Source organism: Photorhabdus caribbeanensis (assembly GCF_018448885.1).
In the GTDB taxonomy this organism is placed as follows: domain Bacteria; phylum Pseudomonadota; class Gammaproteobacteria; order Enterobacterales; family Enterobacteriaceae; genus Photorhabdus; species Photorhabdus caribbeanensis.
The window spans coordinates 84,228-97,280 of the sequence record NZ_RCWB01000002.1; the positions used below are offsets into that span (position 1 = coordinate 84,228).

The following is a 13,053-nucleotide window of genomic DNA, read 5'->3' on the forward strand; positions in this document are numbered from 1 at the left end:
TATGTTCTGTTTTGTAACCTTAAATAGGGAAATTCATGATGGAATCGATGATATCTAAAGATAATATTCAATTGTATATCAATAAAATAGATGAGCTGGTTAATATTGAAAATGAAAAAAAAGGTGGCGCTCTCGCCGTCGCTATTATCCACGATGATAAGATAATTTATCAGCGTCATATCGGGCAAGCTAGCATTGAACATGATGTTGATATACAGCCTAATACTAAATTCTATTTAGCGAGTTCTTCAAAACAATTCACGGCTTTTTGCATAGCTTTGCTGGAGAAAGAAGGAAAGCTCAACGTCAAGGATAAAATCAGACAATATTTGGATTATTTACCCGAACATTTCTCTGATATTACTATTGAGCATCTTATTCATCACACCAGTGGATTACGGGATGTATTTTTACTTTATAGTTTGGTAGGTAAAAACTCAAGTTTTGACTACTGCAATGCTGATTTGATGGAAAAACTGGTCCAACGACAACAGACATTTAACACTCCCACAGGGGAATATTATATTTATAGCAATACGGGCTATTATTTGTTGGGGGAAATTATCCATGTGGTTTCAGGTAAGTCGTTAAAAGAATATGCAGAAGAAAATATTTTCGTTCCATTAAAGATGAAAGATACCATTATTTGTGATGATGTAACCGAGATTATTTCTAATCGGGCGATGGGTTACACTTATAATGAGAATTCGCAACAGTGGATAAGAAGCGATATCAACAATTCTGTGATGGGCAGTGCAGCGGTTCACTCCACCGTGAATGATTTATGTCGTTGGGCTAGAGCGTTTTATTCGCCATCTATTGTTCAGGATCTACTGCCTCAATTATCCCGTACACCAGATTTAACCAATGGCAATCGTAACAATTATGCTTACGGTTTGATTGTCGAACAACGTGAAGGGCAAAGGATAATACAACACAATGGTACCTTTGCTGGCTTCCGAGCTAATGTTTGTATTTTGCCGGATGCTAAATTAGGTATGGCGATGACTTCTGCAAGCGATGCTGATGTTGATCAATGGACGGATAACTATATGGATATCTTGTTTAACACCCATATTGAACCGGAAAAACCATATTGTCTAACCAGTGATATTGATATCACCGGTATTTTCCGAGGGATAGAGCCTTATCCTTATATTATTACCAAAGAAGATGTTTATTTTTTAGGTAATTTATTCGGAAAAGGCGACCAGATTATTTTTAACTCTGACTGTACATTCCAGGAGCAAGGAAGTAAAAGTAAGTTCAGACCCGTCATTGAAAATGACAGTGTTATTGCACTGGAGTATATTGATGAAAATGATAATGTTTTTTATTTTAAAAAGATGAACAATGAAGATAGTGTCGATATTCAGTTATTATCAGGGCGATATTATAGTCACGAAACAGAGGCGATAATTAATATTATATCATCTGGTGATGATATTTATATTGATGGGATTATCCATCCTGTAAAAAAAGAGGCTCTGCGACATATTTACGGCAACAGTTATTTCTCGCCCAGTACTGAGTCTGTTATTGATTTTGTATTTGATCCTGATAATAATAAATATCGTCTTTATATTGGTAATTCACGTTGCTTGAATGTGGAATTTGTTGCGGTTTAATTGGCTAGTTAATAAATATAAATTTAGAATAGAGTTTCACTAGCAGTGATACCATTAATGCTATTGAGGGCTTAAAGATATTTTCTATTAGATGCACTTTGTCCCAGACAGAACTATTATATTTATGTTCTGTCTGTTTTTTTAAATATCAGCTTCAGTAGTTACTTGATATTGTCCTCCATATATTAAATGATAATCATTATCGCTTGGATGTTTTCTGTTTACATCTTACAGTACTGCCTACATATGTATTGCTATTAGATTGAATAGATATGTTCTGTTTTATACCCTTAAATGAAATAAGGAAATTAATGATGGAGTTCACTATATCTACAGATAAGATTAAATTGTTTCTCAAGAAAGTAGACGAATTAGTTAATATTGAAAATAAAAAAAGAGGTGGAGCTCTTGCCATTGCTGTTACCCAAGGCAATAAAGCCATTTATCAGCGTCATATCGGGCAAGCTAGCATTGAACACGCTGTAGCGGTAAAACCTAATACTAAATTTTATTTAGCCAGTGTTTCAAAACAATTCACAGCTTTTTGCATAGCCTTATTAGAAAAAGAAGGAAAGCTTAGCGTCAAGGATAGAGTCGGGAAATATTTGGATTACTTCCCCGTAGAATTCTCTAACATTACCATTGAGCATCTTATTCACCATACCAGTGGGTTACGGGATAAATTTTTACTTTATCAACTGGCAGGTAAAAATTCAGACTTTGACCACCGTGATATTGATTTGGTGAGAAAACTGGCACAACGGCAACAGGCACTTAATTTCACGCCTGGGGAATATTATCTCTATAGCAACACGGGCTATTATTTACTGGGGGAAATAGTCAGAGTAATTTCAGGTAAATCGTTGAGGAAATATGCGGAAGAAAATATTTTCGTCCCATTAAAGATGAAAGAGACCTTTTTCTATGATGACATAACCGAGATTATTCCTGATCGGGCAATGGGTTATGCTTATAACGAAAAATTACACCAGTGGGTAAGAGATGATATCAATAATTCTACTGTGGGTGATGGTGGGGCTTACTCCACCGTGAATGATTTGTGTCGTTGGATCAGAGCATTTTATTCACCATCGATTGTTCAGGATTTGCTGCCTCAATTATCTCGTACACCAAATTTAACTAATGGTAATCGCAATAATTATGCTTACGGTTTGATTATCAGTCAACGCGAAGGGCAAAAGATAATACAACATAGTGGTTCTTATGCTGGTTTTAGGTCTTACGTTTATATTTTACCGGATGCTAAATTAGGTATCGCAATTACCGCTGCAACAGGTGTTAATGTTTCTGCATGGGTGGAACAGAATATTGATATATTGTTTAACACCCATATTGAACTGGAAAAACCGTATTGCTTAACCAGTGATATTGATATCACCGGTATTTTCCGAGGGGAAGAACCTTATCCTTATATTATTACCAAGGAGGATTGCTATTTATTGGGTAATGTATTCGAAAAAGGAAATCCGATTACTTTTAACTCCGACGGTACATTCCAAGAGGAAGGGGGTAAAATCCGATTCAGACCCATCATCAAAAATGGCAGTGTTGTCGCATTGGAACAGATTAATGAAAATGGCAATGTTTTTTATCTTGAAAAGAGGGTTGATAAAGGTGGTATCGATATTCAGAGATTGTCAGGACGTTATTATAGCCATGAAACAGAAGCAACGATTACGGTTTCAGCTTCTGGCGATGGGATTTATATCGATGGGGTTGTTTATATTGGTAAAAAGGAAGTCTTACGTCGGATTTACGGGAATAGCTATTTCTCTCCCAGTACTGGACTGATTATTGATTTTAAATTAGATCCTAATACCAATAAACCTCATTTGTATATCAGTAACTCACGTTGTTGGAAGATAGAATTTATCACAGTTTAATTTATAAAGTAATAAATTAGAATGAAGGACGACATAGTTATAGCAGAATGGAATTAATGTTATTGAGGGGTTAAAGATATTTTCTATTAGATGAACTTTGTTCCAGACAGAACTATTATATTTATGTTCTGTCTGTTTTTTTAAATATCAGCTTCAGTAGTTACTTTATATTGTCCTCCATATATTAAATGATAATCATTATCGCTTGGATGTTTCCTGTTTACATCTTACAGTACTGCCTACATATGTATTGCTATTAGATTGAATAGATATGTTCTGTTTTATACCTTTAAATTAAATAAGGAAATCAATGATGGAGTTCACTATATCTACAGATAAGATTAAATTGTTTCTCAAGAAAGTAGACGAATTAGTTAATATTGAGAATAAAAAAAAGGGTGGCGCATTCGCTGTTGCGGTTGTCCACGGCAATAAAACCATTTATCAGCGCTATATAGGACAAACTAGCATTGAGCATACTGTGGCTGTAAATCCTGATACTAAATTCTATTTAGCGAGTGTTTCAAAACAATTTGTGGCTTTTTGTATTGTTTTGCTAGAAAAAGCAGGGAAGCTTTGCGTCAAGGATAAAGTTGGACAATATTTGGATTATTTCCCCGCAGAATTCGCTGATATTACTATTGAACATCTTATTCACCATATCAGTGGATTACGGGATGAATTTTTACTTTATCACCTGGCAGGTAAAAATTCAGATTTTGACCACCGCCATATTGATTTGGTGAGAAAACTGACCCAACGGCAACAGGCACTGAACTTTACGCCTGGGGAATATTATCTTTATAGTAATACGGGCTATAATTTGTTGGCAGAAATAGTCAGGGTGGTTTCAGGTAAATCGTTAAGAGAATATGCAGAAGAAAAAGTTTTTGCTCCATTAAAGATGAAAGATACCTTTTTCTATGATGACGTAACCGAGATTATTCCTGATCGGGCTATGGGTTACGCTTATAACAAGGAGTCGCATCAGTGGGTAAGGGATGATCTCAACGATGCGGTAGTGGGTGGTTCAGGGCTTCATTCTACGGTAAATGATTTGTGTCGTTGGATCAGAGCATTTTATTCACCATCGATTGTTCAGGAACTGTTGCCTCAATTATCTCGTACACCAGATTTAACTAATGGCAATCGTAACAATTATGCTTATGGTTTTTTTCTCAGCCAACGAGAAGGACAAAAGATAATACAACACGGTGGTTCCTATACTGGCTTCAGATCTCATGTTTGTGTTTTACCTGACGCTAAATTAGGTATTGCGATTACCGCTGCAACAGGTGTTCAGGTTACTGAATGGGTAGAGCAGCATCTTGATATCTTATTCAACACCGATATTAAGCCAGAAAAGCCGCATTGCTTAACCAGTGATATCGATATTACCGGTATTTTCCGAGGGGCAGAGCCTTATCCTTATATTATTACCAAGGAAGAGACTTATTTGTTAGGTAATTTATTCGAAAAAGGTAACCCGATTATTTTTAACTCTGATGGTACATTCCAAGAGAAAGGGGGTAAAGTCCGATTCAGACCTATCATTGAAAATGACAGTGTTATTGCATTGGAACAGATTGATGAAAATAACAATGTTTTCTATTTTAAAAAGCGGGTTGATGACGGTGGTGTCGATATTCAGCGATTGTCAGGGCGTTATTATAGCCATGAAACAGAAGCAACGATTACGGTTTCCGCTTCTGGCGATGGGATTTTTATCGATGGGGTTGTTTATATTGGTAAAAAGGAAATCTTACGGCGTATTTATGGGAATAGCTATTTCTCACCGAGCACTGAATTTGTTATCGATTTTGAATTAGATCCTGATACCAATGAACCTCATTTGTATATCAGCAATTCACGTTGTTGGAAGATAGAATTCGTTGCAGTTTAATTTATAAAGTGATAAATCAGAATGAAAAATGGCATTATTATAGCAGGATGGAATTAATATTATTTAGGGCCTAAAGATATGTTCTATTAGATGTATTTTGTTCCAGGCAGAACTATTATATTTGTGTTCTGTCTGTTTTTTGTAAACATCAGCTCCGGTAGTTACTTTATATTGCCTAACTGATGATTATTATCATTTGGATGGTTTGCTATTTACGTCTTACCGTATTACTCGTATATGATATTGCTATCAGGTCATATATATGCTCTGTTTTATAACCTTAAAATAAGGAGGTTCATGTGGAATCTACTATATCTACAGATAAAATTAATTTGCTTCTCAAGAAAATAGACGAATTGGTTGATATTGAAAATAAGAAAAAGGGTGGTGCTGTTGCTATTGCTGTAACCCACGGTGATAAAACGATTTATCAGCGCCATATCGGAAAGGCTAATATTGAACATGCTGTGGCCGTAAAACCTAATACTAAATTCTATTTGGCGAGTGTTTCAAAACAATTCGCGGCTTTTTGCATTGCTTTATTGGAGAAAGAAGGAAAGCTCAGCGTCAAAGACAAAGTTGGGCAATATTTGGATTATTTTCCGGTAGAATTCTCTGATATTACTATTGAACATCTTATTCATCATACCAGTGGATTACGTGATGAATCTTTACTTTATCGTCTGGCAGGTAAAAATTCGCGTTTTGATTACCATGATATTGATTTGATAAGAAAACTGACGCAGCGGCAACGAGCTCTTAATTTTACACCTGGCGAATATTATGCTTATAGCAACACTGGCTATCATTTGCTGGCGGAAATAGTTAGTGTGGTTTCAGGTAAATCATTGAGAGAATATGCAGAAGAAAATATTTTCGCTCCATTAAAGATGAAAGATACTGCTTTCTATGATGATGTCACAGAGATTATTTTTGATCGGGCGATGGGTTACACTTATAACAAAGAACCGAATCGGTGGGCAAGATATGATCTCAATGGTTCCGTGGTAGGTGCCACAGGGCTTTATTCTACAGTGAATGATTTGTGTCGTTGGATCAGAGCATTTTATTCACCATCGATTGTTCAGGAACTGTTGCCTCAATTATCTCGTACACCAGATTTAACTAATGGCAATCACAATAATTATGCTTACGGCTTGATTATCAGCCAACGAGAAGGGCAAAAAATAATACAACATGATGGTTCCTATGCGGGTTTCAAATCTGATGTTTGTATTTTACCGGATGCTAAATTAGGTATCGCTATTACCTCTGCAACAAATATTAACGTCATTCAATGGATTGAACAGTGTCTTGATGTGTTGTTTAACACGAATATAACTGAACCGGAAAAACCATATTGTCTAACCAGTGATATCGATATTACCGGTATTTTCCGAGGGGCAGAGCCTTATCCTTATATTATTACCAAGGAGGATTGCTATTTATTGGGGAGTTTATTCGGAAAATGTAACCCGATTATTTTTAACTCTGACGGTTCATTCCAACAGCGGGGAAGTAAAACCCGATTCAAACCGATCATTGAAAATGACAGTGTTATTGCACTGGAACAGATTGATGAAAATGGCAATATTTTTTATTTTAAAAAGATGACTGATGACAGTGTTATCGATATTCAGTTATTATCAGGGAATTATTATAGTCATGAAATAGAATCAACAATGACTATTTCTGCTTCTGGAGATAGGATTTATATTGATGGGATTACCTATCCTGGGAATAAAGAAGCCTTACGGCGGGTTTACAGGAATAGTTATTTCTCACCGAGCACTGAATTTGTTATCGATTTTGAATTGGACTCTGATACGAATAAACCTCATCTTTATATCAATGATGGGGGTTGCTGGAGGGTAGAGTTTGTCGCAGTTTAATTTATGAAGTGATAAATCAGAATAAAGAATAGCGTTGTTATAGCCGGGTGGGATTAATACTATTGAGGACCTAAAGATATTTCTTATTGGATATACTTTGTTCCAGGCAGAACGATTATATTTATGTTCTGTCTGTTTTTTGCAAACATCAGTTTCCGTAGTTACTTTATATTGCTCTTCATATATTAATTGATGATCATTATCACTTGGATATTTCCTGTTTACGTCTTACAGTACTGCTCACATATGTATTGCTATTAGGCTGAATATATATGTCCTGTCTTATAACCTTAAATAAGGAAATTCATGATGGAATCAGCGATATCTGAAAATAACATTAACTCATTTATCAAGAAAATAGACGAACTGGTTAATGTTGAAAATAAAAAAAAGGGGGGGGCACTTGCTGTTGCTGTTACTCACGGTAATAAAACAATTTATCAGCGCCATATCGGAAAGGCTAACATTGAACATACTGTTGCTGTAAAGCCTAATACTAAATTCTATTTGGCGAGTGTTTCAAAACAATTCACCGCTTTTTGCATAGCCTTGTTGGAGAAAGAAGGAAAGCTTTGCATTAAGGATAAAGTTAGACAATATTTGGATTATTTCCCGGCACATTTTTCTGATATTACCATTGAACATCTTATTCATCACACCAGTGGCTTACGGGATCAATTTGGGCTTTATAATCTGGCAGGTAAAAACTCGGATTTTGACCACCGTCATGTTGATTTAGTGAGAAAATTGTCTCAACGGCAACAAATGCTTAATTTTACACCTGGAGAATATTATCTCTATAACAACACGGGCTATAATTTACTGGCGGAAATAGTCAGAGTGGTTTCAGGTAAATCGCTGAGAGAATATGCAAAGGAAAATGTTTTCGTCCCATTAAAGATGAAAGATACCTTTTTCTATGATGACATAACCGAGATTATCTCTGATCGGGCAATGGGTTACATTTATAACGAGGCATTGCATCAGTGGAGAAGAAATGATCTCAACGATGCGGTGGTTGGTGGTTCAGGGCTTTATTCTACAGTAAGTGATTTGTGTCGTTGGATTAGAGCGTTTTATTCGCCATCGATTGTTCGAGAGCTATTGCCCCAGTTATCCCGTATGCCAGATTTAACTAATGGCGATCGTAACAATTATGCCTACGGTTTGATTATTAGCCAACGTGAAGGGCAAACGGTAATGCGACACGGTGGTTTTTATGGTGGCTTTAGATCGGACATGTTCATTTTGCCTGATGCCAAATTAGGTATTGCTATTACCTCCGCAACAAGTACGGATGTTGATAAATTTATCAAGCAGGGTCTTGATGCATTGTTTAATACCGGTATTACTGAACCAGGCAAACAGCCTTGCCGAATCAGTGATATTGATATTACCGGTATTTTCAAAGGAGTAGATCCTTTTCCTTATATTATTACCAAAGAAGAGTGTTATTTATTAGGTAATTTATTCGAAAAAGGTAATCCGATTATTTTTAACTCTGATGGAACATTCCAAGAGGAAAATGGGCAAATCCTGTTCAGACCTATCATTGAAAATGACAGGGTTGTCGCATTGGAACAAATTAATGAAAGTGGCAATGTTTCTTATTTGAAAAAGATGATTGATAAAGGTGATATTGATATTCAGAGATTTTCAGGTCGCTATTATAATCACGAAACAGAATCGATTATCAATATTGAAGTATCCAGTGATGATCTTTATATTGATGCGATTATCTTGCCTGGAAAAAAACAGGTCTTAAGGTGGGTTTACGAGAATAGTTATTTCTTGCCTGGTGCTGGAATTATTATTGATTTTGAATTGAATTCGGATACGAATGAACCTCGTCTCTATCTCAATGATGGACGTTGTTGGAAGATAGAATTCGTCCCGGTTTAATTTAATTGATAGAGTTGTGAACACGAATTGAGAACAGTGTTTCTCTGGTAGGATGGATTGAATTATATTGGGTTATTATTATCTTAGGCAGAATTTTCATATTCGTGTTCTGCCTTATTACACTGTAATATCAGATTGTATACCCTATGTATTCTGTTTATATAACCTTAAATAAGGAAATTAATGATGGAATTGACGATATCTAGAGATAACATTAAGTCTTTTGTTAATAAAATAGACAAATTAATTGATATTGAAAATAAGAAAAATGGCGGCGCCCTCGCGGTTGCGGTTACCCACGGAAATGAAACCATTTATAAACGCTATATCGGGCAAGCCAGCATTGAACATGCAGTTGCCATAACCCCTAATACGAAATTCTATTTGGCGAGCGTTTCAAAACAATTCACGGCTTTTTGCATTGCTTTGTTGGAGAAAGAAGGAAAGCTTTGCGTTAAGGATAAAGTTGGACAATATTTGGATTATTTCCCCGCAGAATTCTCTGATATTACCATTGAGCATCTTATTCACCATACCAGTGGATTACGTGATCAATTTTTACTTTATAGCCTGGCAGGTAAAAATTCAGCTTTTGACCACCGTCATATTGATTTGGTGAGAAAACTGACGCAACGGCAACAAGCACTTAATTTTACGCCTGGAGAATATTATCTCTATAGCAACACGGGTTATAATTTAATGGCGGAAATAGTCAGAGTAGTTTCAGGCCAGTCGCTGAGAGAATATGCAGAAGAAAATGTTTTCGTCCCATTAAAGATGAAAGATACCTTTTTCTATGATGATGTTACCGAGATTATTTTTGACCGGGCAATGGGGTACTCCTATAACGAGGACTCGAACCGATGGATAAGAGAAGATCTCAATGATGCGGCGGTAGGAGGTTCGGGGCTATATTCTACAGTGAATGATTTGTGTCACTGGATGAGAGCGTTTTATTCGCCATCGATTGTTCAGGATCTATTGCCTCAATTATCTCGTACGCCAGATTTAACTAATGGCAATCGTAACGATTATGCTTACGGTTTTGCGATCAGCCAACGTGAAGGGCAAAAGATAATACGACATGATGGTGGTTATGGTGGCTTCAGATCAGAAGTTTGTATTTTGCCTGATGCTGAATTAGGTATTGCTGTTATTTCTGCAATGAATACTAATGTCTCTAAGCTTGTTCGACAATGTTTTGACGTATTGTTTAATCCCAATGGTACTAAACTAGAAAAACAGCCTTGTCGGACTGGTGATATTGATATTACGGGTATATTCAAAGGAATACAACCTTATCCTTATATTATTACCAAAGAAGATTGCTATTTATTAGGTAATTTATTCGAGAAAGGCAACCCGATTATCTTTAATTCTGATGGAACATTCCAAGAGGTGGATGGGAAAATCCGGTTCAGACCTATCATTGAAAATGACAGTATTATTGCATTGGAGCAGATTAATGAAAATGGCAATGTTTTTTATCTAGATAAGATGATTGATGATGGTGGTACCGATATTCAGCTACTATTAGGAGATTATTATAACCACGAAACAGAATCTGTGCTCACTGTTGCAGCTTCTGAAGATGAGCTTTATATCGATGCCATTATTTCTCCTGAAAGAAAAGAGGTCTTACATCGGGTTTATGGGAACAGTTATTTTTCTCCTAGCACAGAGATTATTATTGATTTTGAATTAAACTCTGACACGAATGAACCTTATCTTTATCTCAGTAATGGTCGTTGCTGGAATATAGAATTCGTCCCAGTTTAATTGATAGTGTTGTGAACACGAGTTGAGAATAGTGTTTTTCTGGTAGAATTGATTGAATTATATTAGGCAGAATTTCCATATTATTATTTTGCCTTATCACACTGTATATATGTTATTTTTATATAACCTTAATTAAGAGAATTAATGATGGAATCTACTATATCTAAAAATAAAATTAAGTTGCTTCTCAAGAAAATAGACGAATTGGTTAATATTGAAAATAAGAAAAATGGCGGCGCCCTAGCGATTGCTGTTACCCACGGAAATGAAACCATTTATAAGCGCTATATCGGGCAAGCCAGCATTGAACATGCAGTTGCCATAACCCCCAATACGAAATTTTATATGGCGAGTGTTTCAAAACAGTTCACCGCTTTTTGTATTGCTTTGTTGGAAAAAGAAGGAAAGATCAACGTCAAGGATAAAGTTGGAAAATATGTGGGTTATTTCCCGGCATATTTCTCTGATATTACCATTGAGCATCTTATTCATCATACCAGTGGGTTACGGGATAAATATGCCCCTTATGGATTGGCGGGTAAAAACTCAGATTTTGACCACCGCAGTATAGATTTATTAAGAAAACTGATTCAGAGGCAACAAAAGCTTAATTTCACGCCTGGGGAATATTTTAGCTATACCAATATGGGTTATAATTTGTTGGCAGAAATCATCGAAGTAGTTTCGGGTAAATCGTTAAGAGAATATGCGAAAGAAAATATCTTTATTCCATTAAAGATGAATAATACCTCTTTCTATGATGATGTTACTGAGGTTATCTCTGATCGGGCGATAGGTTATGTCTATAACGAAGATTCAAATCAATGGATAAGATCGGATCACAACGATTCAACTATAGGTAGTGCGGGGCTTCGTTCTACAGTGAGTGATTTATGTCGCTGGATGAAGGCATTTTATTCACCATCGATTGTTCGGGATATGTTGCCTCATTTATCTCGTATGCCAAATTTAGCCAATGGCAATCGTAACAATTATGCTTACGGTTTGATGATCAGCCAACGTGAAGGGCAAAAGATAATACGGCACGATGGTTCCTATGGTGGTTTTAAAGCTGAGGTTTGTGTTTTACCTGATGCTAAATTAGGTATTGTGATTACTGCTGCAACAGGTATTAATAGTGTTGAGTTTACTAATCAGTGTCTTGATATATTATTTAACACTGATATGACTAAGCCAGAGCATTGCCGAACCAGTAATATTGATATTACCGGTATGTTCAAGGGAGCTGATCCCTATCCCTATATTATTACCAAGGAAGATTGCTATTTATTAGGTAATTTATTTGAGAAAGGTAATCCGATTATCTTTAACGCTGATGGAACATTCCAAGAGAAGGGTGGAGATATCCGGTTTAAACCGATTATTGAAAATAACAGTGTTATCGCACTGGAACAGATTGATGAAAATGATAATGTTTTTTATTTGAAAAAGATGACTGGCAAAGGTGATATTGATATTCAGCGATTATCAGGTCGCTATTATAATCACGAAACAGAATCAATCGTCAATATTGAAGCATCCGGTCATGATCTTTATATTGATGCGGTTATCTTGCCGGGGAAAAAAGAGGTCTTAAAATGGGCTTACGAGAATAGTTATTTATTACCCAGTATTCAGTTTATTATTGATTTTGAATTGGACCCTGATACGAAGGAGCCTCGTCTCTATTTCAATGATGCACGTTGTTGGAAGATAGAATTCGTCCCGGCTTAATTGATAGGGTTATAAATATGAATTAATGGCCGTGTTTTTTGGGAAGGATGAGAAGATTAGATTGAGATCATAAAGATATTTTCTATCTAATCTATTTATTTTCAGGCAGAACTATTATGACGATGTTCTGCCTGTTCGGCATGATTACGATATTTTAATTGCTTCATAGATTGTTTTTGGTTTATATTCTCATCGTCCTTGATAGGTTAAGGATAAATCTTCCCTCTAATTAGATATATAATTTAGTCTTTATTATAATAGAAGGGAGGTAAATTTATGAAAAAGGGTAAATCATGTGATGTTAATTCATA

7 protein-coding genes are annotated in these 13,053 nt (G+C 35.8%); all 7 read left to right on the top strand.

Annotated features, from left to right (window positions below; translation table 11 throughout):
- The first annotated feature begins 35 nt into the window (after nt 1–35).
- Nucleotides 36–1,628 (top strand): serine hydrolase domain-containing protein, encoded by a 1,593-nt coding sequence (locus EAE90_RS02345; RefSeq protein WP_214052110.1) that lies wholly within the window; start codon nt 36–38, stop codon nt 1,626–1,628.
- Nucleotides 1,629–1,939: 311 nt separating this feature from the next.
- Nucleotides 1,940–3,532: a serine hydrolase domain-containing protein gene (locus tag EAE90_RS02350; RefSeq protein WP_214052111.1), complete on the top strand. Its 1,593-nt coding sequence runs from the start codon at nt 1,940–1,942 to the stop codon at nt 3,530–3,532.
- A gap of 310 nt (nt 3,533–3,842) precedes the next feature.
- Nucleotides 3,843–5,435, top strand: a complete 1,593-nt coding sequence (locus EAE90_RS02355) for a serine hydrolase domain-containing protein (RefSeq protein WP_214052112.1) — start codon at nt 3,843–3,845, stop codon at nt 5,433–5,435.
- A gap of 299 nt (nt 5,436–5,734) precedes the next feature.
- Complete coding sequence (locus tag EAE90_RS02360; RefSeq protein ID WP_214052113.1) at nt 5,735–7,327, top strand: serine hydrolase domain-containing protein; 1,593 nt, start codon at nt 5,735–5,737, stop codon at nt 7,325–7,327.
- Nucleotides 7,328–7,633: 306 nt separating this feature from the next.
- Complete coding sequence (locus tag EAE90_RS02365) at nt 7,634–9,229, top strand: serine hydrolase domain-containing protein (protein ID WP_214052114.1); 1,596 nt, start codon at nt 7,634–7,636, stop codon at nt 9,227–9,229.
- 183 nt (nt 9,230–9,412) lie between these two features.
- Nucleotides 9,413–11,008: a serine hydrolase domain-containing protein gene (locus EAE90_RS02370; protein WP_214052115.1), complete on the top strand. Its 1,596-nt coding sequence runs from the start codon at nt 9,413–9,415 to the stop codon at nt 11,006–11,008.
- A 144-nt stretch (nt 11,009–11,152) separates the two neighbouring features.
- Nucleotides 11,153–12,742, top strand: a complete 1,590-nt coding sequence (locus EAE90_RS02375) for a serine hydrolase domain-containing protein (RefSeq protein ID WP_214052116.1) — start codon at nt 11,153–11,155, stop codon at nt 12,740–12,742.
- Nucleotides 12,743–13,053: the final 311 nt, after the last annotated feature.